The organism is Photorhabdus kayaii (assembly GCF_025384895.1).
GTDB lineage: Bacteria > Pseudomonadota > Gammaproteobacteria > Enterobacterales > Enterobacteriaceae > Photorhabdus > Photorhabdus kayaii.
The window spans coordinates 39253-64499 of sequence record NZ_JAJAFZ010000017.1 but is presented as its reverse complement, the minus strand read 5'-3'; the positions used below and the strand labels follow the sequence as shown (position 1 = coordinate 64499).

The window sequence follows — 25247 nt, the reverse complement described above, 5'->3', positions numbered from 1 at the left end:
TTAAACTTTCAAATTAATTATTCAGTAATTTTAAATCTATATATTCCCCTAAATGATTAAAATATTCTTGCGTTAAATGAGGAATCGTACCTAATAAAGGAGCAGGTAACATGCGCTCTAATGTCGCCAAATATTCTTGCTGACGTTTGCCTGCGGGTTCAACCTCATTAGCTATCCAGCCTGCAAAATGTAACCCTGAACCTATAATCGCCTCCACGGTAAGTAGCGCATGATTAATACAGCCCAACTTCACCCCCACTGCCAAAATAACCGGCAGTTGCTCTTTAACCACCCAGTCAGCAAAAGTCACCGATTCTGATAAAGGGGTATACCAACCACCAGCGCCCTCAACTAAAACCCAGTCTGCTTTCTTTTCTAACTGATACAACCCCGTAGACATAACAGTAAAATCAATAGGTTGATTCAAGTCATCACTGGCAATATGGGGTGATGTCGCTTCAACAAATACTAACGGATTCACTTCTTCATATTGCAAAGATACAGAACTATTTGCCAGCAATGCCAATGCATCGGAACTACGAACACCTGCCGATGTTATTTCACTACCAGAAGCAACGGGTTTATAACCTGCTGTTTTATATCCTGCTTTAGTTGCCGCCTGTAACAAAGCACAACTTACAACTGTTTTACCCACTTCGGTATCTGTACCTGTCAAAAACCAGCACTTAGTCACGATGAATCACTCCAAAAACAACCTGATAGCTAAGAGGTAATTGTTCATTTTCTCGTGGATAAGCCTGTTCCAAAGCAGTCAGCCGTCCACGCGTCATCAGTCCTTGCTGTCGCCCATAATGAAGGTGAGTCGCACCAATTCCTTTCAGAGAACCCAATAGCGGCAATATATGAGAATATTGCTGGCGATAAACCTGACTAATAAGAAGATGCCGGAATCCTTGACAGGCATCTTTAATTGTCTGTTGCGGCAGGAACTGATTAATATGCTGATAGTTATCAACCGTACTCCAAGCTTGCTTCAATTCATGCAATGAACCTTTAGCCAAGGTGGAAAATAGAATTAATCCACCAGGGCGGGTTACCCGATAAAGTTCTCTTAAAGCACTGGATAAATTATCACACCACTGAACAACCAGATTACTGAAACAGATATCAACACTGTTGTCAGCAAGCCCTAAATGTTCAATGTCCGCTTGTAAATAATAGTCAGCCGCCAATTGCTTACGGGCATGAGCTAACATGCCTGATGCCAAATCCAACCCAATAACCTGCTTCCCCTGTTGTCGCCAGCGGTGACTAAAAAAACCCGTACCGCAACCCGCATCCAATATTAACTGACCAGGATGTCCAGCGGCTTGTTGCATGAGGAATTCACCGGTTTGCTGCTGTAATTTCGCTACCACATCATAATTGGCGGCCGCTCGTCCAAACGCTCCAGCAATCGCCTGTTTATTGGCAAATTCAGCTACGGAACCCATGCAACGCCTCCATCAACATATCAATATCCTGTGGCATATGACTGGCCGTCAAAGTAATACGTAATCTGGCGCTGCCCGGTGGTACTGTTGGTGGGCGGATGGCTTTAACCCAAATCCCTTTTTGTTGCAGATACTGAGACAAGGACACACTCAGCTCATTATCACTCACAATCAATGGCTGAATTGCGGTAGTTGAATCTGTCAGATTAAATGGCAGTTTTTGAGCTTGCCGGCGGAAGTAATTGATATTCTGCTGTAATCGTTGACGCAATTCATCACCAGATTGTATCTGCCGAACAGCTTCAGAAAGCGCCTGAGCCTGTGCGGGGGGCATAGAAGTGCTGTAGATCAGATGACGAGCATACTGAATTAGGTATTCTGCCGTCTGCTCATCACAAAGCACCGCTGCGCCACTCAACCCAAATGCTTTGCCAAAAGTGACAATCAAAATCTCCGGCTGGATTCCCTGTTGCCAACAGCTTCCCCTTCCCTGCTCACCACAGACACCAATACCGTGAGCATCATCCACCATTAACCAGTTGCCAGAAATTCTGGTTTGCTGATGAATATCGGCTAGCGGTGCGCAGTCACCATCCATACTGAACACACCTTCGGTTACCACCAGCGTCTTTCCAACACAAGGCGTTGCCAGTAAATTTGCAAGTGATTCAGGTTGATTATGCAGAAAACGCCGGAGCTGAGCGGGGGAATGCATAGCCGCTTCCATTAATGAAGCATGACTCAGACGATCGGCAATAATCCGATCCTGTTCCGTCATTAACGCGGCAATGACCCCCTGATTAGCAGAATACCCCGAAATAAACAGTAATGCTTTTGGATAACCCAGCCAGTCAGCCAATTGTTGTTCCAATAGCTGATGAGCCTTTGTATAACCCGTAATATGACCGGAACCGCCACTACCAACACCATATTGTTCGGCTCCCCGCTGCCATGCGGAAATGATTGCGGGATTTGCACTTAACCCAAGGTAATCATTACTAGAAAAATTAAGATATTTGCCATCAGTGGTATACAGGAAACGCCCATCTGATTTCTGATTGACCTGCCGCTGACGCCATAGCGAAGTGTCCCAACGCTCAGACAATTGCCGAGAAAGATAAGATGACCAGTCCATTATAATGCCGCATTATAAAATTGTTCGTTATCCGCATTGATAATGGCTTCTGCCAAATGCTGCTGTTGCTGATTATCACCAAATGCTGTCTGAGTCTGCTGAGGATTAATGCCCAACTTGCGAAATAGTTGTAAATCTTTATCTTCCGCAGGGTTAGGTGTAGTGAGCAACTTACAGCCATAAAAAATAGAATTAGCGCCAGCCATAAAACACATTGCCTGTGTCTGCTCATTCATCTGTTCACGACCTGCGGATAACCGAACATGAGAAGACGGCATCATGATCCTGGCAACAGCGATCGTGCGGATAAAATCGAAAGGGTCTACATCTTCGTTCTCAGCCAATGGCGTACCTTTGACTTTAACCAACATGTTGATGGGTACACTCTCTGGCGGTTTTGGCAGATTTGCCAGTTGTACCAATAACGCGGCCCGATCACGTATCGCCTCACCCAGACCAACAATACCACCAGAGCACACTTTTATTCCGGCCTCTCGTACTTTATCAAGGGTATCCAATCTGTCCTGATAGGTCCGAGTCGTAATGATGTTGCCATAAAATTCCGGGGAGGTATCAAGGTTGTGGTTGTAGTAATCTAATCCTGCATCCGCCAGCCGCTGCGCTTGTAACCCATTGAGCATGCCCAGTGTCATGCAGGTTTCCATTCCCAATGCTTTGACTTCCTTAACCATTTTCTCCAGATAAGGCATATCCCTCTCATGGGGATTTTTCCACGCGGCACCCATACAAAAACGTGTTGAACCCGCATTTTTAGCCTTACGAGCAGAATCAATCACCTGTTCCACTTCCATCAACCGCTCTTTTTCAAGACCTGTTTTGTAACGGGAGCTTTGCGGGCAATATTTGCAATCTTCCGGACAAGCCCCGGTTTTGATGGAAAGTAGTGTACTGACCTGTACTTGCTGTGGGTCAAAGTAAATACGATGAACCTGCTGTGCTTGAAATAATAATTCGAAAAAAGGTTTATCAAACAGCTCTTGCGCCTGCTTAATTGTCCATTGCTTACGCTCAATCACAATAACATCTCCAGTGTAAAAAAAGTCTAGTCAGTTTAAATAATGCCGCTATACTGTCAACCAATTTTAATAAAATTGGTTTACGTTAAGCTTTATGACTTCTTCTGATATTGAATTTGATCTACACCATATTTGGCATCCCTATACCTCCATGACCAACCCTCTTCCGGTTTACCCTGTCGTTGGCGCTTCTGGGGTGGAAATCGAGTTGGCTGATGGCCGTAAGCTAGTGGATGGTATGTCTTCCTGGTGGGCCGCCATTCACGGATATAACCATCCGGTACTGAACCAAGCCGCTAAAATTCAGATTGATCAGATGTCCCATATCATGTTTGGTGGAATTACCCATCCACCCGCAATCGCACTTTGCAGGCAATTAGTGACAATCTCCCCGCCATCACTGGAATGTGTTTTTCTGGCTGATTCAGGTTCTGTTGCAGTGGAAGTAGCTCTGAAAATGGCATTACAATACTGGCAGGCAAAAGGTGAGAAACGCCAGCGTATTTTGACATTACGCCACGGTTACCATGGCGACACATTCGGCGCTATGTCCGTCTGTGATCCCGACAATTCAATGCATAATCTCTACAAAGGCTACCTGCCACCCCATCTATTTGCCGAATCGCCTCAGTGCGGATTTGATTCTCAATGGGACAAGCGGGATATCATGCCATTTCGCACTTTGCTGGAGCAGCATTCCCTTGATATTGCCGCGGTGATCCTTGAACCCATCGTACAGGGTGCTGGAGGAATGCGAATTTATCATCCTGAATATCTGCGTCAGGTCAGAATGCTTTGTGATCAGCACCGGATTCTATTAATTGCAGATGAAATTGCCACCGGCTTTGGCCGCACAGGAAAATTGTTTGCTTGTGAACATGCTGAAATTGAGCCAGATATTTTATGTGTAGGGAAAGCGCTGACAGGCGGCTACATGACACTATCAGCAACACTGACAACCCGTAAGGTAGCCGAAACGATTAGCAATGGTGAAGCAGGCTGTTTTATGCATGGCCCAACGTTTATGGGCAATCCATTAGCTTGTGCCATAGCAGAAGCCAGTTTGAACTTGTTATTACAAAGCCCTTGGCAACAACGTATTAAATCAATTGAAAACCAATTAAAGAGTGAGTTGATGCCACTAAAACACCATGAAAAAGTGGCTGATATTCGGGTATTAGGTGCAATTGGCGTCGTGGAGATGAAGCAATCCGTGAATATGGCGATGCTACAACACTATTTTGTTTCTCAAGGTGTCTGGATAAGACCATTTGGCAAGCTGATTTATTTGATGCCGCCTTATATTATTCAACCAGAGCAACTTTCACGCCTGACAAAGGCTGTCTCTGGGGCAATTAATTTGTGATTTTCTGTTATTAAACAAGTTTTTTGAATTTATTGCTGAACAGTTAATAAAGCTAAATTCCAGCTCGATCAAAAAAGGCTCCTAATTGGGAGCCTTTTTGAAAAATTTCTTCACACTCCGACCTTCGCAATGAGTAGGGGCGGGTGCTTACACAAGTAGAGTTACCTCTCGGTAAAGATTATCCAGCAAATAGGCAAAAATGTCAACACCAGCTTTACATAGAATATAAAGCAAGCCTTAATATAGGTATAGTTAAACAACTCTACAGGGAAATGAACAACTATGACCATAACGACAATTATAGATTCACTATCGAGTTACAGATTTTCTACCTATCAGCTTCCTGTATTAGGTGGAATGACAAAAGAAGAATGCTTGGGCATCTATCTGTGGAACAAACAACTTGCCAGTGCTTTTTTCCCCGCACTCCAAATTATCGAAGTCTCCCTACGCAACGCCATTTATCAAGGATATATCCGTTATGAAGAGATAAAAATTGAAAACACGTTTAACCAAGCACAATGGCAAGTAGAAAAAAACAAGATTGATAAATTCTGGTTTATTAATGTCTTCACTCAAAAAAATAATGCTGAAGCATATAGGAACATTTTGTCAGCAACAAGGCAACTACAAAAAGATGGGAAAACATTAACCCCAGAGAATTATATTGCAAAACTCACACTAGGTTTTTGGGTATCAATGGTAAATAATAGTTACGATATACAAAGAAATTCATATCTAACATTATGGCCTGAACTTCGTGGATTAGTTTTTCCATATGCTTTAGATACACAAACTCAGCGCCCTCTTTCTATTAATAGTATCGGCAATGAGTTAAAAGAAATCAACAAGATCCGAAATCGGTTGTCACATCATGAACCTTTGTGGCGCTCTAAAAATGCATACCAAATGGAACACATAATTAATAAGGTTGTTGAAAGTTATGAGAAGTGCTTAAAAGTTATCCGGTGGATCAATCCATCTAATTTAAAACTGTTATCTATTATTGAAAATAACATCAAAATGAGTGAATTATGCAGTATTCATTCTCTTTGGAAAAATAAACAATTATCCACGGGGCTATCATCTCTACCAATAATAATAGGATGGGGGGATGAAAATAAACTAGATGTTACTCATATAGGAGAAATAGTAAAAATAGTCGATACCCGATATGCCTTGATAAAAAGCCAAAAGGATAAAGCTATATTTTTTGCCAACTCTAAGGACATGAAAAATAATATTCAAAACTATAGTACTGGAACATTAGTGAGATTTACCCCAGAAGCGAGTAAGAATCAATATCCCAATGCAAAAAATGTTGAACAAGCTTAACTTCATTAGCATGGCTAACCATAAATAAGCGCAACAAATCATAGTGAAAAACTATTTGCAAATTTATTTCTGCATGTACAATCCGACGAAAATGGCAATTTCAATGCAAAAATCTTGTAGAAAACTTTCACAAGAAATTTTGCAACAGAAATGACCAGAAAATTTAGTGGATGAGTTTAGTGCAACCGAGCAGACACAGAAAACCATTTCTGCATCTGTCCGGTTGTATGACTGCGAAATTTGGAGTTGTATTAACTCAAACTTGATCTGGTAATTACCGGTTCTTTACATCAATGTCTACCAGATTAAACCGTAGCTAGCACATACAACCGCCGTTAACACCCAACAATCTTATCAAATTCACAGGGCTAGCACCGTGACCCACATTGGGCCTTTACCTACTGGATAGTGCGCCAATTCAGTCAATTTACCGGTATATTTATCAATAGAAGAGACTGAAATATGGTCAGATTTTTGACCGGATGCAATCAGATATCTTCCACTCTGATCGATAGCAAAACCACGCGGCTGAGTTTCAGTTTTATAGTGCCCAGCCAGCGTCAAATTAGAACCATCTTGTGAAATAACAAAATGGCTGATCAAACTTGAAGTCCGTTCACTGGTATAAAGGTGACGACCATCCGGTGTAATATGAATATCCGCAGACCAACGAACACCCGCTAAATCCGCCGGCAATGAATCAATCCTCTGAATAAGCCGGTATTTTTCCCACTTGCGATAAACATCCACCGTAGAATCCAGTTCATTAATACAGTAAATCACCTGCTGATTTGGATGAAATTCCATATGACGAGGACCGGCACCTATTGCCGTAGTGATTTTCTCAGCGCGTTTTTCTGTTAGATAGCCCTCTTCCGCCATCTCAAAAATACGGATGCGATCTTCTTTCAGACAAGGAACCAATAGTTGTTTATTATCCCAGTCAATATTAGCCGAATGCGGTGCTTGCAAGCCTGCAATAACCTGAACAGGTTCACCCACAATACCTTGATCATCAATTAGGCTGACACTCAAATTGTTATAACTATAGGAGGCAGAGAATAGAAAACGGCCCTGTTTATCAGTAGAGATATGAGTCGGGCTACCCGGTATTGATGAAATCCCCTGTTGTACCAGTTCTCCTCTAGAGCCAATCTGGTAAGTGACAATACTGAATTGTGGTCGGATGCCAACATAAAGATGTTTACGATCCGGGCTAACCACCATGGGTTGTACTTCCCCCGGTACATCAACTGTCTGAATGAGTGATAACTCACCTTCATTATTCAGGCTCCAAACATGAATCTGACAACTGTTTGGACTCGCCGTATAAACCACTTGTTTCATCTTCACTCCTTAATTATCCATTACCATTTTATTGTGCTGTAACGACTCGATTGGTTTTATCGGTTAAACTCACCGCACAATTGGTGTAGCTTTATTCAGTTCTAATGTAATATCCTTACATTATATATAGTTATGAGGCTAATTTATGTCATATCGCATCATTGCACTGGATCTGGATGGTACACTACTCGATCCTCAAAAAAATATCCTGCCAGAATCACTCATTGTACTAAATGAAGCACGTAAAGCTGGTATTAAGGTGCTAATTGCCACTGGCCGTCATCATGTTGCTATCCACCCTTTTTATCAGGCTTTGCAACTCAACACGCCTGCCATCTGCTGTAATGGTACTTATCTGTTTGATTATCATGAAAAGAAAGTCTTAGCCTCAGACCCACTGTCAACTCAGGAAGCTATAAAAGTTCTCACCCACTTAAAAAATACAGATATTCACCGTCTGATGTATGTAGATGATGCCATGTTATATGAAGAACCGTATGACACAGTTGTCCGTACCATAAAATGGTCTGAAACCCTACCTGAATCTCAACGCCCAACTATGCGACATGTTAATAGCTTTCAACATGCTATTGACGAAGTACAGTCTATCTGGAAATTTGCAACCTGTTCTCCTGATTTGGCAAAACTGCGGGAAGTGACTGCACAAATCGCAAATGACACAGGTCTTTCGTGTGAATGGTCATGGTTCGATCAAGTGGATATTACCAAGAAAGGTAACAGTAAAGGTATGCGCTTGAAACAGTGGGTTGAATCACAGGGAATGAAGATGAAAGATGTCATTGCTTTTGGTGATAATTTTAATGATCTGAGCATGCTGAAAGCCGCCGGACTCGGTGTCGCTATGGGTAACAGTGTGGATGCGATTAAAGAACAAGCCGATCTGGTAACACTGGATAATACTCAGCCAGGTATTGCCGAAGTTATTCGCAAGTATGCCCTTTAATTGCTTGTCTGACAAAATGACTGTCCGGGGAACCTCCGATAAGCTCCCCGTTGTTATTTATAACAGAGACTACAGTTGCCGATTAAGAGAAACACTTTTTATCTGAGCATAAAGCCACTGCCCAGAGCGCAAATTAAGTTCATCCCTTGCCCATGGAGTGACCCTTGCCCATAAATAGTGACCACTCAACACCAATTTGACATCAACGTGTCCATCATCATCAAAGAACTCAACCACTTTCACCGCTAAAATATTACGGATACTACTGCCGCGAGGAGGTTCCAGTACTAATGAAACATCTGAAGCATCTATTCTGATACGCAAATCGGTTCCCGGTTGAACATCAATTTTCGGCAACCATAAAGCCTGGTCAGCTAGTGCCACCGCTGTCATTTCATAACGATTATGGTGTTCAACCATTGAAACATTCAGAATACTGCTAAGCGTCTCTTTTTGTAACCAAAGACGTAATGCACTACTGGACCAAACCTCTTCCAATTTTCCCGTTGCCCTGACTTTTCCGTTATCCATGACGAGTACATTTTCTGCCAGACGAAGAATCTCATCCAGATTATGGCTGACATATAAAATCGGGATGTTGACCTCTTCAGAAAGCTTTTCAAGATAAGGCAGTAGTTCTCTTTTACGGGGGAGATCCAGCGATGCCAACGGTTCATCCATTAACAACAGATCCGGTGCCGTCAATAAAGCACGACCGATAGCAACCCGCTGCTTTTCACCGCCGGACAAGGTAAGAGGAAAACGTGATAGTAAGTGCTCAATTCCTAGCAAACTAACAATGCTATCAAATTCTGGCTTCATCTCCGGAGACATCCCGTATTGAAGATTACCTTTTACTCGATAGTGAGGAAAAAGCCGTGCATCCTGAAAAACATAGCCTATACGACGCTGCTCTGATGGCAAGCAGATACCTTTTCCAATATCTACCAACACATAATCATTAAGGGCAATCCGTCCTTTCTGTGGGCGTATCAAGCCGGCAATAACATTTATCAGTGAAGTTTTCCCAGCGCCTGAAAGACCAAAAACAGCCGTGATCCCCTCAGTAGCTAACTGTGTATTGACCTGTAAATGAAGATCACCAAGTTGTTGCTCAAAATCTAGCTCTAACATGTTGCTCCCAAACGTCTCCTTCCCCAACGGGTTAGCCATTCAGAAACCATCAGTGACATCAACGCTAGAATAATGGCAATGATGCACAAACGAGCCGCAGCCATTTCTGCTCCAGGTGTTTCAATCAAGGTATACATTGCCAGAGGGATCGTCCGCGTTTCGCCTGGAATATTGGATACAAAAGTGATAGTTGCGCCAAATTCACCCAATGAACGGGCAAATGCCAACACAGTACCCACAATAATCCCAGGCAAAGAGAGCGGCAATGTGATAGTAAAAAATACTTTCAACGGATTCGCGCCCAAAGTACGAGCAGCCTGTTCCAGCCGCCGATCAACACCTTCCAGCGCCAGACGTACCGCCCTGACCATCAACGGAAAAGCAACAATAGCAGAAGCTAGCGCCGCACCACGCCAACTGAATGCAAAACTGATGCCAAACCAGTCATATAACCATTCACCAATAAATCCACGACGTCCCATACTGATCAGCAGCAAATAACCCACGACTACGGGTGGTAACACCAGCGGCAGATGGATAATGCTGTCAAGTAATGATTTACCGGGAAACTGGAAACGAGCAAGAATCCATGCCATCAAGATCCCAAATGGCAGACTAAATAACACTGCCATACCGGACACTTTCAGACTGAGAATGATGGCTTGCCATTCGTATTCACTCAACATCGCCAAAAAATTTATTCCTAAAGTGGGTGAAAACCATAACGTTTAAAAATTTCAACGGCTTTAGGGGTTTTCAAATATTCATAAAAATCGAGAACGGTGGGATTACTATGATCTTTGATAATCGCCATTGGGTATTCAATCGGTTTGTGGCTCTCTGCCGGGAAAATCCCCACCACTTTGACTTTATTACTGGCAACGGCATCCGAACCATAAACAATGCCCAATGGAACCTCAGCACGCTCCACCAGCGCCAACCCACTGCGCACATTACTGGTACGCGCCAGCAGAGGATTAACCCTCTCCCATGCTGCTAAATATTGCAGAGACTCTTTAGCGTAAATACCCACTGGAACATGATCTGGATCACCAACAGCAAGACGACCGTCCTCTAATAAGGATTTCCATTTGGTTTCTTTATTAATATCAACTTTATTGAGTTTACTCGCTTTCGGTGCAATCAGAACGAGTTGATTGCCCAACATAGTCAACCGAGTTTCATCAATAATCAGTTTCTTCCCGGCAACATAATCCATCCACTGTTGATCAGCGGAAATAAAAATATCTGCCGGCGCACCTTGCTCAATCTGGCGAGCCAAAATGGAAGAGGCAGCATAAGAAGCCACCACTTCACCTTTTTTCTCTCGCTTATACAACGCCGCAATATCATCAAGTGCATTAGTCAACGAGGCGGCAGCGAATAATGTGACTTTTTCCGTAGCCCACACTTGCCACGTCAAAGCAAAAGAAACGACAACGCCGACTAGCAGTTTGCCAAAACTCTTTTTCATTTGTTTTCCACCTGCTTCTTACCTATTAGTTCATCGTGTATAACAAGATATAACGTCAATTGGAAGAGTGTTCCAATATTAATCGGCAAATTGTGAGCAACTTTTACTATCTAATTTAATTCGAAGTAAAATACTGTAATAGGAAAACCAAATGAATAAAATGGAATTGATTATGATTAATTAAGACAAATTACCCGGTTAATCACCGGGTAATCAGAATAGCATCTGGTGTAAAAGAAATATTAGTTTTACTTTTCAGAACGACCAATACGGGAAACGATATTAAACAGTTCCCCAAGACCATAAATTAAACCTAAAATTCCGGCCGTCACTACCGGTACCATGACCAGGGCGAAAGCCATACTTTTAATCAACTCAAACATGGTAGCCTCACACAATGGCTCATTAAATGAGCCAGCAACATAACACATTTTTAACCATAGCAGGTAATACCGCTATAATTAGTACCATTCTAGACAAAGACAGACAACAGTAACCGGCTAAACGTGCGTTTTTCGGGTTAGCCTATCAAAATTTACGATTATATTTACTAAAAAAAACTATTATGCAAGCCGAAATTCTACTGACACTGAAATTACAACAACGGTTATTCGCAGATCCACGGCGAATATTATTACTAAAACAGATTAAAGCAACGGGTTCTATCAGTCAGGGAGCAAAACAGGCCGGTATCAGTTATAAAAGCGCCTGGGACGCAATTAATGAAATGAATCAGCTGGCAGACGAAATACTGGTAGACCGTGCTACAGGTGGTAAAGGAGGCGGCGGGACAAATCTTACCCATTATGGCGAACGTCTATTGCAACTTTACGATCTACTGACACAAATTCAGCAAAAAGCCTTTGATGTGCTAAAAGATAACCAACTTCCCCTCGACAGTCTGTTAGCGGCCATTTCCCGTTTTTCTCTGCAAACCAGCGCCCGTAACCAATTCTTTGGCACAATTACTGACCGTGACCATAATCAGGTGCAGCAACATATCCGCATCTTGCTGACAGATGGTCAAACATCACTGAATGCGGCATTAACAGAACAAAGCGCTAACCGTCTTGGCTTGGCAAAAGGTAAAGAGGTATTGGCGCTCATTAAAGCACCTTGGGTGAAACTCACTAAAGAGCCGTTCTCTATCGGTCATTTCGACAATGCCCTGACAGGGCTGATCAGTAAAATTGAAACCAGCGAAGAGAACACAGAAATTATTATTGTTCTTGATGGCGGTGAAATCCTCTGTTCTACTCTGCCCAATCAAGAAGCAAATAACCTGAAACTACATTCTGGAGATAAAATCACTGCACTTTTTAATGCTGACCAAGTAATTATTGCAACTCTGTGTTAAGAATTGATTCCATTATCACTGAACAATTCATAATATCCAGTAATATCATTGTGTTACGTGCCTTACGCATCACCTAGTGTCCGATATTAAATGTTAATTAAAAGTTAATATTGACATTCCGTGGCATTCCGCTTATTTGTGGAAAGATATTTGCATTGCTTAAAAAGGAATAAAAGATGTCTGAATTGCAAATAACGCAAGGCTGTTTCCGTTTAAGTGATACTCGTACCTTGCAGTTATCATCACTAAAAATAGCCTCTGGCGAAAATTGGGCTTTTATTGGCGCTAATGGTAGCGGAAAATCATCATTGGCCCGTGCGCTTTCAAATGAATTAGTCCTACTTTCCGGCGAACGAAATTGCTCATTTCGCAGGTGCGCCCGCGTCTCTCTAGAACAATTACAAAAACTGACGGAAGAAGAATGGCAACGCAATAATACTGATATGCTCAGTGATGATGAAGATGATACCGGCCGCACTGCGGCAGAAATTATCCAGCTTTATCATAAAGATAACGAACTTTGCCTGGAACTGGCAAAACAGTTCGGTATTATGGATTTACTTTCCCGTCGTTTTAAATATCTTTCTACTGGTGAAACCCACAAGACATTACTTTGCCAGGCACTGATGGCTTCACCTGATTTGCTGATTCTGGATGAACCTTTTAATGGTCTTGATCTATTTTCCCGTGGTCAACTCGCTGAATTACTGGAAAAATTGTCATCAAAAGGAATCGTTTTGGTACTTATCCTTAACCGGTTCAGTGAAATCCCAGATTTTGTTGATCAGATTGGCGTACTAGCGGATTGCCAGCTAACCTCTGTTGGCATCAAAGAAAAAGTGATGGCAGATTCCTTGGTAGCTCAACTGGCACACAGTGAAAAACTGAACGGTATTCATTTACCTGAAACAGATGAATTTCCTGTCGATAATCAGCTACCGCCCGATCAACCGCTGATTATCCTACGTAATGGTATCGTTCAGTATAATGATCAGCCAATTTTGCATGGGCTAGATTGGCAAGTGAATTCAGGTGAACATTGGCAAATTATTGGCCCAAATGGTGCCGGAAAATCAACGCTTCTGAGTCTGATTACCGGAGATCATCCTCAAGGCTACAGTAATGAGCTGATCCTGTTTGGCCGTCAACGCGGTAGCGGCGAAACCATTTGGGATATCAAACGCCATATTGGCTATATTAGCAACAGCATTCATCTGGAATATCGTGTCAGTATCAGCGTTCGTAATGTGATTCTGTCCGGTTTCTTCGATTCAATTGGTCTTTATCAGACAGTATCAGATCGCCAGCAGCAACTTGCTGATGAATGGCTGGCTTTATTAGGATTATCTGTTCAGATTGCCAACGGCCCGTTTCACAGCCTTTCATGGGGACAACAACGACTTGTTCTGATAGCTCGCGCACTGGTTAAACATCCGGCTTTATTAATCCTTGATGAACCTCTCCAAGGGCTTGATCCACTCAACCGCCAGTTGGTATTACGTTTTATTGATGTCATGATTGCTGATGGCGATACTCAACTACTGTTTGTTTCTCATCATCAGGAAGATGCGCCGCAATGCATTACTCACCGACTGATATTTATTCCTGATGGTGATCTATACCGCTACAAAACGGAGAAAGTTTCTGATTGATTTCTGATAGTTCCCCGTTATGAGGGGATCTTACTTATGAGTCTAGCCAATTTTCATCACAGCCATTTCTATTAGTATCTTAATAAGGTGATTGATTATTGACCAAACAATCTGAATTAAGGAACGATTATTACCAGCATGAGAACTTCTCCGACCAGTGAAAAAAACATCGCAATTTAGTTATCATGCATTATTATTTTTGCTCACTAAATAACATCCATAATCAATTTTTGGTCTGCTTTTCAGATCCTTTTTTAATTTGTTAAAAATAAAGGGAAATATATGATTTGGGGTTTACTTGCTACATCACTGGCATTATTAGCTATACACCGCACTACTGCACTGATTGTTCTACTGGCCGCAGTTATTACCGGATTTGTCACTCAAACTATGATTTATCCGGCAGTCGCCACTATTGCGATTATTTTTTTGTTAGGTGCGCTACGTATCTATTTTCAACAAAATAACATCATTAAAATCACAACTGAGCTACTATTACTCGCCTTTGCAGTGGCATTATTCCTACATCTGCTCCCAGGTTTTAATAATCTGAAATATCTCGATAAAGTTCAGGTAGGCCCTCATAGTGCCCCATTCTCAATGTATTTCAACTTTGACAAAGCACTCATTCCTTTCCTGCTGTTATGTTGCATGCCTAGCCTATTTACAACAAAGCCACTGACCAAAATTTGGCCTTATGCATGGATAATCTTAGCTATTGCTATTCCTGTATTGTTAAGCATAGCAACGGCTCTCGGAGGACTCGCAGTTGAACTGCACATGCCACAATGGTTACCGATGTTTATATTGGCCAATATTTTCTTCGTTTCGCTGGCAGAAGAAGCGCTATTCCGTGGCTATATCCAACAGAGGTTAAGTCAGTGGATTAACCCCTATTTTGCCCTGATCATCACCGCTTTGATTTTTGGCGGCGCACACTTCGTCGGCGGCCCATTACTGATGATGTTTGCTACACTTGCCGGATTAATATATGGGCTAGCATGGATGTGGAGTGGCCGTCTGTGGGTCGCTGTTGGATTCCATTTCGCACTCAACTTAGTCCATTTGCTGTTCTTTACTTACCCAATCAAGTTGGTGACCGCACTATAAACGTGTCAAACTTGCCCGGTATCTATTCAGCAATCTGCAAGAAATTCAGCTTTTCAAGCAAATAAAGTTTGAAACAAGACTATTGATTGCTGTTCTAGTGCATAGGGCAATATAATGCGCTCAGTTATCATTAAGTTTGACTTTTAAGGAGTTTAAGCTATGGCTGTCACTAAACTGGTTCTGGTAAGACATGGCGAAAGCGAGTGGAACAGAGAGAACCGTTTCACTGGCTGGACTGACGTCGCGTTATCTGAAAAAGGTCGCGCCGAAGCTCAACAAGCAGGGCAACTGTTGAAAAAAGAAGGGTTTGTTTTTGATTTTGCCTACACCTCCGTGCTAAAACGCGCTATCCATACGCTGTGGAACATTCTGGATCAGGTTGATCAACAGTGGTTACCTGTTGAAAAAAGCTGGAAACTAAATGAACGTCATTATGGTGCTCTGCAAGGTTTGGACAAATCAGAAACCGCAGCTAAATACGGCGATGATCAGGTTAAACTATGGCGTCGTGGTTTTGCTATCACCCCACCAGATTTAACTAAAGATGATGAACGTTTCCCAGGCCATGATCCACGTTATGCGAATTTGAAGCCAGAAGAGTTACCCGTGACCGAAAGCCTGGCAACGACTATTGAACGCGTGATCCCTTACTGGGAAGAAGTTATCAAACCGCGTGTTGCTCAAGGTGAAAAAGTGATTATCGCAGCGCACGGTAATTCTTTGCGTGCTTTGGTTAAATATCTGGATAATATGAGCGAAGAAACTATTCTTGAGCTAAACATCCCAACAGCAGTACCTCTGGTTTATGAATTCGACGAAAACATGAAACCAATCAAACATTACTATCTGGGTAACGCTGATGAAATCGCAGCAAAAGCCGCGGCTGTAGCAAACCAAGGTAAAGCGAAATAATTCATTGCCGATAAAAAATTGCTGACACCCTATTTTCCAGCAAACATAAAAAACCGGAGTTGTCGATTCCGGTTTTTTTACATTGGAAAAATGTTATCAGCCACGACGCGCTTTTATTGCCGACGACAATTGACGTAACAAAATTTCAGTATCAGCCCAACCAATGCAAGCATCAGTAATACTTTTACCATATACCAATGGCAGACCGCTATCCGGATTCTGATTTCCTTCTTCCAAATGACTTTCTACCATGACACCAATAATCGCTTTCTCCCCAGCGATAAGCTGCCGACTCACATCTGAACACACATCCATCTGCTTTTTAAATTGCTTAGAACTATTAGCATGACTGAAATCAATCATAATTCTTGCCGACAAACCGGCTTTTTCCAAGTCTTGCTTCACGGCAGCGACATGTTCGGAACTGTAATTCGGTTCTTTACCACCACGCAAGATAATATGACAATCATTGTTTCCGCTGGTATTTACAATCGCGGAATGTCCCCACTTAGTGACAGAAAGGAAACTATGAGGGGAACCCGCTGCATTAATCGCATCAATGGCAACTTTTATCGCACCATCAGTACCATTTTTAAAACCAACCGGACAGGAAAGGCCAGAAGCCAACTCACGATGGACCTGAGATTCCGTTGTACGAGCGCCAATTGCTCCCCAACTCATCAAATCGGCTAAATACTGTGGAGAAATCATATCCAGATATTCCCCCGCAGCCGGTAGCCCCATGTCATTAATATCCCGTAACAACTGACGCGCTAAACGCAAACCATCATTAATATCAAAACTGTGATTCATATGAGGGTCATTAATTAACCCTTTCCAGCCAATAGTTGTACGCGGTTTTTCAAAATAAACTCGCATGACAACTTCCAGATCCTCTTTCAGCTCCTCACGCAATTCATTCAACCGCTCGGCATATTCCATTGCTGCTTTAGGATCATGAATAGAACATGGCCCAATCACAACCAACAGACGATCATCTTCACCCGTCAGAATTTGATGAATCGTTTTACGCGCCTTACGTACTGTCAATGCAGCCTTTTCAGTTGCTGGAAATTTTTCAAGTAGTGCCACAGGAGGTAATAATTCTTTTATCTCTTTAATTCTTATATCATCATTCTGATAATTCATAACCCTCTCTCATCTAACATCTTTGTATATCCGTCATCTTTCAAGTTGCCTCTTTGTTGGCTGCACTCTCTCACCCCAGTCACATAGTTACCTATGCTCCCGGGGATTCGCTCCCTTGCCGTCGCGATGCATCTTGAAATCTATTGGGTATATATTTAATTAAAGCAATCTTGTGATTTTAATCTAACTGTTAGAAGCCAAACTGTAAATATTCTTTGTAGAGAATAAATAAATCAATGCGTAACGCAAAACATAGCAAGATATTGTCAATGTGTGGTTAGCTCTATTCTTATGGTTGAAATATCTTTAGAAATGAGAATTATCAAAGTAAATACCTAAAAATATGCCAGAAATCAACAAAACAATTCTCTGGCATAGTTAGCAAACTATTTCACATGAGATAATGGCAAAGAATGGTTTTCCTTAGCTGCCTGAACCCACAAATGGAAGCCATTAAATGCAATGCCCAAGAGAATCACATACTGCAACGACATTGCCAGCACGCCTTGATGGAAATAGATAACAACGCTTATCACATTGATAACCATCCATATCAGCCAGTTTTCAACATATTTACGAGTCATCAGAATCATTGCCACAATAGATAACACCGTCATTGTCGAATCCCAGAATGGGAATGCATCGGGCTCCAATATCGGCATCTGAACATTAAAGCCAAATTTTTGCATAATCGTAACGGCAATCTGAGTCAGATAGCCAAAGACTCGATCAATATTAAAAGTCATAATGGCAATCAATAGCACAGAAATTAGACTAATTATTACCGCCTTATTCAAACTTAACCAACGTATTTTAAGTTCAATCTGCTGCTGATCATTAACCTTGCTCCAAGCATACCAACCATAAATATTTGCCGCAAAGAAGAATAATTGCAGCAATAAACTGGCATAAAGTTGAATTTGGAAGAAAATCACCGCAAATAATGTGACATTAATTAGTCCAAACAAATAGTTAATTATCTTCTCCTGACTAGCAAACCAAATACATAACAAGCCAGCGATCGTACCTACCGCTTCAATCCACGATAAATCATACCCTCCTTTTCCCAGAGGTATATTTACTAATATGTTGTTAATACTGAAAAAATCCATCTGTTATATCCTATTATTATCTACAATAAAATATTACTCTCATTATTCAATTTTCTATTTTAACTGAGTTGCAAAATCAAGCATCCTATTTAACGGAATAAGTGCCTTTTCCCGTAATTCTTTTTCAACCAATATCTCATGCTGAACCCCTCCCTGTTCCAACCCCTGAACGATGGCTTGTAAACCATTCATTGCCATCCACGGACAATGAGCACAACTGCGGCAACTCGCGCCTTCTCCAGCCGTAGGTGCTTCAAATAACTGCTTCTCAGGACACGCTTGCTGCATTTTATAAAAAATGCCTTTATCTGTTGCCACAATCAGTTTCTGATGCGACAAAGATTGCGCTGCTTTGATTAATTGGCTGGTCGAACCAACAGCATCAGCCAGATCAATAACAGCGTGCGGTGATTCAGGATGAACCAATACCGCAGCATCGGGATGCAGACCTTTCATCCTTAGCAAAGCCTGAGTTTTAAATTCATCATGAACAATACAAGCCCCTTGCCAACACAGAATATCGGCCCCTGTTTGTTTACGAACATAATTCCCCAAGTGGCGATCGGGTGCCCAAATTATCTTCTTTCCCTGGCTATCCAGATAATCGATCAATTCAACAGCAATACTTGAAGTCACAACCCAATCCGCTCGTGCTTTAACGGCTGCTGATGTATTTGCATAAACCACTACGGTACGATCAGGATTGTCATCACAAAACTGGGTGAACTCTTTTTCAGGGCAACCAAGATCTAGCGAACACTCAGCTTCCAGCGTTGGCATTAAAACACGCTTTTCAGGGTTGAGAATTTTGGCGGTTTCTCCCATAAATCGCACACCGGCAACTAATAAAGTAGAGGCCGGATGATTATTGCCAAAACGTGCCATTTCCAATGAATCTGCAACACACCCTCCTGTCTCTTCAGCTAAAGCTTGGATCTCAGGATCGGTATAATAATGTGCGACTATAACGGCATCCTGCTGTTTTAAAAGGTATTTAATTTTTTCACGGTAATGTTTTTTTTCATCCTTACTGAGAAAAGCAGGTTTGGGAGGAAATGGATAAATGGTTGAATTAAAATCAATATACTGGTTCATTACTTTGACTCTCTGTTTAGTATATGGTTTTAAAAAGCAATAATTTTGGTTTTCAGTCCGAAAACTTGCCCGATTTTGTTTAATATACTAAACAAAATAACCAATTTATAGCAATTTATCGTGAAATATTTTGTCTATGATGGCTAAACAGAAAACATTATTATATTTATAATATGCTGTTTTATTAAAGCCATTTATTAAATTATTTTTTAATTAAAAAGTAAGAAAATTCTTGGCATGAAAATTGTTTTACCGGTTTATCATCTTTTTAACAGAGAATTCAAATTAATAATAAATGCGCTTTCTAGAAAGATAGTTAATTAAATTCAGTCGAAGCCCATTAACCATTAACAGTGAGTTAAAAAAATTAGAACACAAAAACATTATCCGAATAGACTGGTATTTAAGTGTTTTCTCTCCGTTATTTAATGAAGTAAACCATAAAAGATAGCAAAATAAAAAAGCGGTGAAAACGGTTAATACGGCAAGATTTAAGTCCTGAAAAAAGCTTGATTATCCGAAAAAACATAAAGGGTAGCGACTGATGAAAACGACTTAGGATTGCCAGTAAAACAGCGTCAGTAAAGATAAAAAGCAGGTATGATTAATGTTTTTAAACATAAAACACGATATACCATAATGATTAAAAGTAATAAAAAGCAAACTTAAAAAGTGGTAAAAAAACTGTTAAAAATTTATACCAATTAAATCCAGGAGTTAAAACTATGACTTTTAACAATCGTTTAAAACCCATCCATCATAAAACCATCAGTGAAAAATGAGAAATAGAAATTGATTTTGTTAATACTTATATCTCCCAAAAAAAGATAGATAAATCATGAATAGTTAATCAGATAATCCATTTTACAAAAAGAACCCGCTTTAATAACGTTTTCAACCAAGGAATAAATTTTTTATATACTCAAGATACTTCAAAGTGCATGTTTGAAAAACAATTATGTTGTTGAATTTAAATGTTTTTATATCTGACAGCTCAAGCATCTTGAAGTTCATTCGGTATATACCCTATGGATTTCAAGATGCATCGCGACGGCAAGGGAGTGAATCCCCGGGAGCATAGATAACTATGTGACCGGGGTGAGCGAGTGCAGCCAACAAAGAGGCAACTTGAAAGATGACGGGTATAAACCAATCAAGTCATCAATCACAAAAACATGAATAATAAAATCCTAAAATAAAGCCGGACTAATCGGCTTTATTCTTACTGCAAACTGCTCCAGCCACTAGAATTATGCCGCCTTTACGATGTAGTTAAATGCCACGTTACGGGGTCTATTTTCGTTAGCGGTGGGGACTTGTCTTGATGCATCAATGTCAAAATATGTAAGATCAGTACTACTGCCGCCATTTGCTGAACGTGTATCTGCCGTACCATATCGCAACGATGCCATGACACCATTCACAATAGGCGTCTGGGGAGCACCGCCCATCTGAGCATGTATAGCTTGAGTTGACCCTGTAATATTTCTGATTGCATCTCCCTGCCAAGACAAAAGCCCACGACCACTATCAACACCACGATTATCATCCCATCCGCGGATAAATTCTCCTCTTAAATCAGGTAATCTACCGCTAGGATAAGCCTCCGCCAACTTCGGATACTGTGATTTATTAAAAGGTGAGCCATTACAAATAAAATAACCGAAAGGTGGATAGAGTAACGGCCAGGGAATAGGAGAACCAACAGGAATTTCACTGACTGTTTTAATCCGGTTATCTATCTCTTCGCGGGTATAAGTATGCTCACGTAATGAGTTTATTTCTTGCTGAACAAGCTTTTGCGTCACTGCCAATGTATCACTATTGCCAATCACATTTGTAAGCTGAACAACACCTTTTTGTGTTAATGAAGCATTGGGCATATCTGTTGTAATTTTTTGTGCTATCGCTTTATTTAATTGAGCGGTAAGTTTAGCTACATTTCCATCATCCAGAATATCATTGCCAGATTGTGTCGCGATAAAATCAGCGACGACAGATGATATAGTTGATGACTGACGTAATACCTTATTTAACAAATGAGTGGGAACATTATCCGGAGAAAATCCCACCTGCAAACCCAAGTTTTGTTCATATTTTTCTTGACTAATGACATTTGCATTACTACTAATAGAAAAAGCCTTAAAATCATTCTTGTGACTCATATATTTTCCTTAAATTAAATAATGTTATTTAATAATCAACATCTTGAATTATTGTAAAAATAATCCCCTGTAATTCAGGCTAATCAAAGTCTAGTTCAAGAAAAAAAATAACACTGTGTTCTTATTACTTATAAGCTTAACCGTTTTTGTATCATTGGCAGCAATAAGTAGTTCAATATTTTGGAGTCGCTTTCGGCTTTGCAAGAAATGGGAATTAAGAAAATATCTCGATGGTGTGTAGATATGTACATTTGTTGCGAGTACATATTGAAACCCCATCGATGCTATTATGAAATTTTACCGCAAAAATATGGCACATTACCCTTTTTCTGTTTTCAGAATAAAAAAATAAAGCCGGTTACCCGGCTTTATTTCCTTATCTATTCCGTTGCTTGATAGAATAGGTTTATGGAATGACTATAACACTAGGATCTGTTAACGAACATTCGATGTTTGATACTAGGGTGACAGCAATAATATTTACTGTCGAGTTTCTTGATTTATCAAACAAAGAAACCTTTATCACCTCAGTAGAGAGTTTTTCCCCTTCCACTCCATCATTTAACGTAATTATCCTACCATTGTGTTTCAGAGGAAATTCATTTAACAGAATGCTAGCACTCTTTGAAATATCAACATTATCAGACTTAATAATACCTTTTTGTTCAGCTTTCTGTATTACTTGCTGAACATTCCAACCGTTAATATCTGCACAATCATCAGATCTTGTTCCCGCCACAGCGTTAGCAGTAAAAAGCATCGCAGTTAATATCAATATTAGTCTTTTCATTCGACAACCAAATCCATATCGTGCGAGAGCAATATCTCACGTCGTATATCTCTATTAAGAATTATACAACCTTCTGATGAATGTTCAGGATCTTTTCTGCTAGCACCGTGAATTCTAAAAGCACTACGGCCATGCATATCATTATAACTACATGGGTCAAGGATAATAGTCATGGGGCCTTTTGAGCTATTTTCACCGGTTATTTTATAATAACCTCTGGGTATAGGACCTAAGTTTTTTATACCTTCTGATGCAGGATTATTCTTATGTATACCCTGACCACTCCAACCGTGGCCAATTAGCTTCGTATCGTGATAAATTTCACCACTGTATTGTTGATAAATCCACGTCATAGTGCATGCCTCTACTTGAATTATTAATACTAAGTTTCATTTCTACAAATTAAATAAAACCCATATAGCTCATCAATTAGACAATAACATATCTGAATAGTTCTCATACATTACTAAAATAACTGGATTTATTCTCCATATTTTCCTGTAACTTTTTTTGCTTCCAGTTCCAAACTGAATCTTCTGACATATGGACACGAATATCTGGTATTAAAGATTTTCACTTCCGTGTTCTACGGCATATGTAGGCACGCTGGTTGATATAATCCAAAATCGCTTTCGGCATTAGGCATTAGGCATTAGGCATTAGGCATTAGGCATTAGGCATTACACAAGAATACGGCGCATTACCCTTTTTCTGTTTTCAGAATAAAAAAATAAAGCCGGGCTAACCGGCTTTATTCTTACTTCAATCTGCTCCGGCCACTAGAATTATGCTGCCCTTACAACGTAGTTAAATGCAATGTTACGAGGGCGAGTTTCATTTGCAGTACGTGCGACACGTGATGAATCGAAACTAACTGCGTACGATGTTCCATTTTGTGTCACATGAGATATTGTTCTCAAGTCACCCTCTAGAAAAACTCCGGATGTGGAATCATGTGGACGCGTCATCAAACCAATGCCGTTACCAGCTTCTAAAAAACCTGTCATTCGCTGCATCGCATCCCCCTGCCACGACAGCATTGTGCGTCCCATGTCCACACCGCGTCCATCATCCCAACCACGAATAAATTCGCCTCTTAAATCAGGTAGCCTACCGTCAGGATAAGCTTCTGCTAACTTTGGGTACTGTAATTTATTAAAAGCAGAACCGTTACAATTGAGATAGCCGACAGGTGGATAAGGCAACGGCCACGGAATAGGGGAACCAACAGGAACTTCACCGACTGTTTTAATCCGGTTATCTATCTCTTCACGGGTATACTCACGTAATGAGTTTATTACTTCCTGAACAAGCTTTTGTGTAACCGCTAACGTGTCGCTATTGCCAATCACATTTGTAAGCTGAACCACACCTTTTTGTGTTAATGAGGCACTGGGAATATCTGTCGTAATTTTTTGTTCTATCGCTTTATTTAATTGATCGGTGAGTTTGGCTACATTTCCATCATCCAGAACATCATTGCCAGATTGTGTTGCGATAAAATCAGCGACGACAGATGATATGGTTGATGACTGACGTAATACCTTATTTAACAAGTGAGTGGTAACATTACCCGATGGAAATCCAGTCTGCAAACTTTGGTTTTCTTCATATTTTTCTTGACTAACCACATTTGCATTATCACTAATAGAAAAAGCTTTAAAATCATTCTTATGACTCATGTACTTTCTCCTTAAATTAAATAATATTATTTTATAATCAACATATTAAATTATTGTAAAAATAGTCTCCCTTGCAATTCACACTAATAAAAGTCTAGTCCAGAAAAAGAATTTGGTTCAACATTTTGGCACAAAAATATACTACAAAAATTTATATTTAACATCGGGAAATTATTTTTCTATTACTCCTGTCGTCTGATAGAAAATTTCGCAAGCAATTAAAAGAATAAGCGCGTAAAAAACTACGAGAACGGGGTAATTAAACCGAAAGGTTGAACTTTTTAAAATGACAACAGGCATCTAATTCTGAGTGCCTCTTTTATGAATTACTCTAATGACTTTATATGTGGGTCTTAACCTATCGTAATCCTAACTGGTACACCTCAAAATCTAAGGAGATAAAGACGGACTAACCAACGTTACTTACTAGCCACATCTTTCCTCCTTTTATATATTTCTGATAACCAATTATCAATGCAATAAATATTACCATTGATAGTGCCGCTGATGTATCTATATAAAAAATAAAACTTTCTTCATTAGTTCACTTCATTTAGATATTGACTGAATGATATTTGAAGCTTCAATTAGTGTAAGTAGATGCCCGCTATCACCTTTTCGGCCTCTAATTGTTACAGTTAGCATGTTTCACACCGATAAAAAGTAGGCATAACACCTACAAATATATTGATAACGGAATTAATGTATAGGTATTATACTCATACATTAACCAAACGGAGGATTTATGGGTAGTGCAGAACTAATAAAACTCCTAATAGCTGACGGATGGGTTAAGGCCAGACAAGACGGTAGTCACATCACTCTAACTAAACCCGGTGTTGCAAAAATAATCACAATACCGCACCCAAGAAAAGACTCATCAAAAGGTGTTATCCGGCAGGCACAAAATATTTCAGGGCTGAAATTACTATGATAACGGGCACAATTATACCGCCCTTTCTCTGCAAAGCTCATGA

The 25247-nt window shown here is 40.6% G+C and carries 24 protein-coding genes; 8 read left to right on the top strand and 16 right to left on the bottom strand.

Features of this window, described 5'->3' with window-relative positions:
• Positions 1 to 13: 13 nt before the first annotated feature.
• The 4 genes from bioD to bioB are packed head-to-tail and all read right to left on the bottom strand — an operon-like array spanning position 14 to position 3626.
• The gene (gene bioD, locus LGZ98_RS08950) at positions 14 to 694 is read right to left on the bottom strand and encodes a dethiobiotin synthase (protein WP_191214953.1); all 681 of its coding nucleotides are present in this window, start codon (positions 692 to 694) and stop codon (positions 14 to 16) included.
• Positions 687 to 1454, bottom strand: a complete 768-nt coding sequence (gene bioC / locus LGZ98_RS08945; protein ID WP_113043813.1) for a malonyl-ACP O-methyltransferase BioC — start codon at positions 1452 to 1454, stop codon at positions 687 to 689. Before bioC ends, bioD begins: the two co-directional genes overlap by 8 nt.
• Positions 1438 to 2589 carry an 8-amino-7-oxononanoate synthase gene (bioF, locus tag LGZ98_RS08940; RefSeq protein WP_113043812.1) on the bottom strand — a complete coding sequence of 384 codons (1152 nt, stop codon included), beginning with the start codon at positions 2587 to 2589 and terminating at the stop codon, positions 1438 to 1440. The genes bioC and bioF overlap by 17 nt, the downstream gene beginning before the upstream one ends.
• Positions 2589 to 3626: a biotin synthase BioB gene (gene bioB, locus LGZ98_RS08935; RefSeq protein WP_112876161.1), complete on the bottom strand. Its 1038-nt coding sequence runs from the start codon at positions 3624 to 3626 to the stop codon at positions 2589 to 2591. Before bioB ends, bioF begins: the two co-directional genes overlap by 1 nt.
• 94 nt (positions 3627 to 3720) lie before the next feature.
• On the opposite strand from bioB, the gene bioA reads away from it, so the two are divergent.
• Positions 3721 to 4992, top strand: coding sequence for an adenosylmethionine--8-amino-7-oxononanoate transaminase (gene bioA / locus LGZ98_RS08930; RefSeq protein WP_113043811.1), 1272 nt, complete (start codon positions 3721 to 3723; stop codon positions 4990 to 4992).
• Positions 4993 to 5274: 282 nt separating this feature from the next.
• Positions 5275 to 6327, top strand: a complete 1053-nt coding sequence (locus tag LGZ98_RS08925; RefSeq protein ID WP_228900194.1) for an Abi family protein — start codon at positions 5275 to 5277, stop codon at positions 6325 to 6327.
• A 360-nt stretch (positions 6328 to 6687) separates the two neighbouring features.
• Here the strand turns inward: LGZ98_RS08925 and pgl are convergent, their stop codons facing one another.
• Positions 6688 to 7674: a 6-phosphogluconolactonase gene (gene pgl, locus LGZ98_RS08920; protein WP_113043809.1), complete on the bottom strand. Its 987-nt coding sequence runs from the start codon at positions 7672 to 7674 to the stop codon at positions 6688 to 6690.
• 145 nt (positions 7675 to 7819) lie between these two features.
• Here pgl and LGZ98_RS08915 point away from each other — a divergent pair, with 145 nt between their 5' ends.
• Positions 7820 to 8638, top strand: a complete 819-nt coding sequence (locus tag LGZ98_RS08915; RefSeq protein ID WP_113043808.1) for a pyridoxal phosphatase — start codon at positions 7820 to 7822, stop codon at positions 8636 to 8638.
• A gap of 69 nt (positions 8639 to 8707) precedes the next feature.
• Here LGZ98_RS08915 and modC read toward each other — a convergent pair whose 3' ends face one another.
• From modC to LGZ98_RS08895, 4 genes are all read right to left on the bottom strand, one after another.
• Complete coding sequence (modC, locus tag LGZ98_RS08910; RefSeq protein WP_191214951.1) at positions 8708 to 9772, bottom strand: molybdenum ABC transporter ATP-binding protein ModC; 1065 nt, start codon at positions 9770 to 9772, stop codon at positions 8708 to 8710.
• A complete protein-coding gene (gene modB, locus LGZ98_RS08905) occupies positions 9766 to 10458 on the bottom strand; it encodes a molybdate ABC transporter permease subunit (RefSeq protein ID WP_113043806.1) in 693 nt (230 codons plus the stop codon). The genes modC and modB overlap by 7 nt, the downstream gene beginning before the upstream one ends.
• A 17-nt stretch (positions 10459 to 10475) precedes the next feature.
• A complete protein-coding gene (modA, locus tag LGZ98_RS08900; protein ID WP_113043805.1) occupies positions 10476 to 11246 on the bottom strand; it encodes a molybdate ABC transporter substrate-binding protein in 771 nt (256 codons plus the stop codon).
• A gap of 248 nt (positions 11247 to 11494) precedes the next feature.
• Positions 11495 to 11629, bottom strand: coding sequence for an AcrZ family multidrug efflux pump-associated protein (locus LGZ98_RS08895; protein ID WP_112876254.1), 135 nt, complete (start codon positions 11627 to 11629; stop codon positions 11495 to 11497).
• A 182-nt stretch (positions 11630 to 11811) separates the two neighbouring features.
• On the opposite strand from LGZ98_RS08895, the gene modE reads away from it, so the two are divergent.
• From modE to gpmA, 4 genes are all read left to right on the top strand, one after another.
• Positions 11812 to 12603: a molybdenum-dependent transcriptional regulator gene (gene modE, locus LGZ98_RS08890; protein ID WP_113043804.1), complete on the top strand. Its 792-nt coding sequence runs from the start codon at positions 11812 to 11814 to the stop codon at positions 12601 to 12603.
• 176 nt (positions 12604 to 12779) lie between these two features.
• Positions 12780 to 14255, top strand: a complete 1476-nt coding sequence (gene modF, locus LGZ98_RS08885) for a molybdate ABC transporter ATP-binding protein ModF (RefSeq protein WP_113043803.1) — start codon at positions 12780 to 12782, stop codon at positions 14253 to 14255.
• Between the two features lie 285 nt (positions 14256 to 14540).
• Positions 14541 to 15365, top strand: coding sequence for a CPBP family intramembrane glutamic endopeptidase (locus tag LGZ98_RS08880; protein ID WP_191214954.1), 825 nt, complete (start codon positions 14541 to 14543; stop codon positions 15363 to 15365).
• 159 nt (positions 15366 to 15524) lie between these two features.
• On the top strand, positions 15525 to 16277 hold the full coding sequence (gene gpmA / locus LGZ98_RS08875) for a 2,3-diphosphoglycerate-dependent phosphoglycerate mutase (protein ID WP_113043801.1): 753 nt from the start codon (positions 15525 to 15527) through the stop codon (positions 16275 to 16277).
• 96 nt (positions 16278 to 16373) lie between these two features.
• Here gpmA and aroG read toward each other — a convergent pair whose 3' ends face one another.
• The 7 genes from aroG to LGZ98_RS08840 all read right to left on the bottom strand — a co-directional run bounded on the left by aroG (position 16374) and on the right by LGZ98_RS08840 (position 24270).
• Positions 16374 to 17426, bottom strand: a complete 1053-nt coding sequence (gene aroG / locus LGZ98_RS08870; protein ID WP_113043800.1) for a 3-deoxy-7-phosphoheptulonate synthase AroG — start codon at positions 17424 to 17426, stop codon at positions 16374 to 16376.
• Positions 17427 to 17812: 386 nt separating this feature from the next.
• Complete coding sequence (gene pnuC, locus LGZ98_RS08865) at positions 17813 to 18538, bottom strand: nicotinamide riboside transporter PnuC (RefSeq protein WP_262977986.1); 726 nt, start codon at positions 18536 to 18538, stop codon at positions 17813 to 17815.
• 54 nt (positions 18539 to 18592) lie between these two features.
• Positions 18593 to 19633, bottom strand: coding sequence for a quinolinate synthase NadA (gene nadA, locus LGZ98_RS08860; protein ID WP_113043798.1), 1041 nt, complete (start codon positions 19631 to 19633; stop codon positions 18593 to 18595).
• Between the two features lie 1250 nt (positions 19634 to 20883).
• Positions 20884 to 21798, bottom strand: a complete 915-nt coding sequence (locus LGZ98_RS08855) for a tail fiber protein (protein ID WP_113043797.1) — start codon at positions 21796 to 21798, stop codon at positions 20884 to 20886.
• A 406-nt stretch (positions 21799 to 22204) separates the two neighbouring features.
• Positions 22205 to 22588, bottom strand: coding sequence for a hypothetical protein (locus tag LGZ98_RS08850; protein WP_011145765.1), 384 nt, complete (start codon positions 22586 to 22588; stop codon positions 22205 to 22207).
• Positions 22585 to 22941 carry a tlde1 domain-containing protein gene (locus tag LGZ98_RS08845; protein WP_011145764.1) on the bottom strand — a complete coding sequence of 119 codons (357 nt, stop codon included), beginning with the start codon at positions 22939 to 22941 and terminating at the stop codon, positions 22585 to 22587. Before LGZ98_RS08845 ends, LGZ98_RS08850 begins: the two co-directional genes overlap by 4 nt.
• Before the next feature lie 432 nt (positions 22942 to 23373).
• On the bottom strand, positions 23374 to 24270 hold the full coding sequence (locus LGZ98_RS08840) for a tail fiber protein (RefSeq protein ID WP_113043796.1): 897 nt from the start codon (positions 24268 to 24270) through the stop codon (positions 23374 to 23376).
• Positions 24271 to 25015: 745 nt separating this feature from the next.
• On the opposite strand from LGZ98_RS08840, the gene LGZ98_RS08835 reads away from it, so the two are divergent.
• The gene (locus LGZ98_RS08835) at positions 25016 to 25204 is read left to right on the top strand and encodes a type II toxin-antitoxin system HicA family toxin (RefSeq protein ID WP_046397782.1); all 189 of its coding nucleotides are present in this window, start codon (positions 25016 to 25018) and stop codon (positions 25202 to 25204) included.
• Positions 25205 to 25247 lie beyond the last annotated feature (43 nt).

Coding starts and splice junctions, on each gene's coding strand:
- pnuC (WP_262977986.1), bottom strand. CDS start 18,538: ATGGATTTTTTCAGTATTAACAACATATTAGTAAATATACCTCTGGGA.
- bioA (WP_113043811.1), top strand. CDS start 3,721: ATGACTTCTTCTGATATTGAATTTGATCTACACCATATTTGGCATCCC.
- LGZ98_RS08835 (WP_046397782.1), top strand. CDS start 25,016: ATGGGTAGTGCAGAACTAATAAAACTCCTAATAGCTGACGGATGGGTT.
- gpmA (WP_113043801.1), top strand. CDS start 15,525: ATGGCTGTCACTAAACTGGTTCTGGTAAGACATGGCGAAAGCGAGTGG.
- modF (WP_113043803.1), top strand. CDS start 12,780: ATGTCTGAATTGCAAATAACGCAAGGCTGTTTCCGTTTAAGTGATACT.
- bioF (WP_113043812.1), bottom strand. CDS start 2,589: ATGGACTGGTCATCTTATCTTTCTCGGCAATTGTCTGAGCGTTGGGAC.
- LGZ98_RS08840 (WP_113043796.1), bottom strand. CDS start 24,270: ATGAGTCATAAGAATGATTTTAAAGCTTTTTCTATTAGTGATAATGCA.
- pgl (WP_113043809.1), bottom strand. CDS start 7,674: ATGAAACAAGTGGTTTATACGGCGAGTCCAAACAGTTGTCAGATTCAT.
- LGZ98_RS08845 (WP_011145764.1), bottom strand. CDS start 22,941: ATGACGTGGATTTATCAACAATACAGTGGTGAAATTTATCACGATACG.
- LGZ98_RS08855 (WP_113043797.1), bottom strand. CDS start 21,798: ATGAGTCACAAGAATGATTTTAAGGCTTTTTCTATTAGTAGTAATGCA.
- modE (WP_113043804.1), top strand. CDS start 11,812: ATGCAAGCCGAAATTCTACTGACACTGAAATTACAACAACGGTTATTC.
- LGZ98_RS08850 (WP_011145765.1), bottom strand. CDS start 22,588: ATGAAAAGACTAATATTGATATTAACTGCGATGCTTTTTACTGCTAAC.
- modA (WP_113043805.1), bottom strand. CDS start 11,246: ATGAAAAAGAGTTTTGGCAAACTGCTAGTCGGCGTTGTCGTTTCTTTT.
- LGZ98_RS08915 (WP_113043808.1), top strand. CDS start 7,820: ATGTCATATCGCATCATTGCACTGGATCTGGATGGTACACTACTCGAT.
- LGZ98_RS08895 (WP_112876254.1), bottom strand. CDS start 11,629: ATGTTTGAGTTGATTAAAAGTATGGCTTTCGCCCTGGTCATGGTACCG.
- bioC (WP_113043813.1), bottom strand. CDS start 1,454: ATGGGTTCCGTAGCTGAATTTGCCAATAAACAGGCGATTGCTGGAGCG.
- modB (WP_113043806.1), bottom strand. CDS start 10,458: ATGTTGAGTGAATACGAATGGCAAGCCATCATTCTCAGTCTGAAAGTG.
- LGZ98_RS08925 (WP_228900194.1), top strand. CDS start 5,275: ATGACCATAACGACAATTATAGATTCACTATCGAGTTACAGATTTTCT.
- aroG (WP_113043800.1), bottom strand. CDS start 17,426: ATGAATTATCAGAATGATGATATAAGAATTAAAGAGATAAAAGAATTA.
- nadA (WP_113043798.1), bottom strand. CDS start 19,633: ATGAACCAGTATATTGATTTTAATTCAACCATTTATCCATTTCCTCCC.
- modC (WP_191214951.1), bottom strand. CDS start 9,772: ATGTTAGAGCTAGATTTTGAGCAACAACTTGGTGATCTTCATTTACAG.